Origin of the sequence: Bacillus sp. JJ634, from assembly GCF_036962285.1 — a bacterium.
Taxonomy (GTDB): domain Bacteria; phylum Bacillota; class Bacilli; order Bacillales; family DSM-1321; genus Peribacillus; species Peribacillus asahii_A.
The window spans coordinates 1-204 of the sequence record NZ_JBALMU010000162.1; positions in this window are offsets into that span (position 1 = coordinate 1).

Consider the following 204-nt stretch of genomic DNA (forward strand, 5'->3'; position numbering starts at 1 on the left):
ATTTAATATATTACAATATTTAGGGGAATATATGTTAATAGAACCTGTAGAACGTTCTATTAAAAGTAACCTTAACCCTAATTGAAAAACAGCCATTCAAAATGTATTGGCGGTTACATATGAAAAAAATAGAAATATGCAAAGCAATCGTCTTAGAAGGAAAAGACCTAGGGAGGAAAGTACAAAATGATTAAAAATATTGCC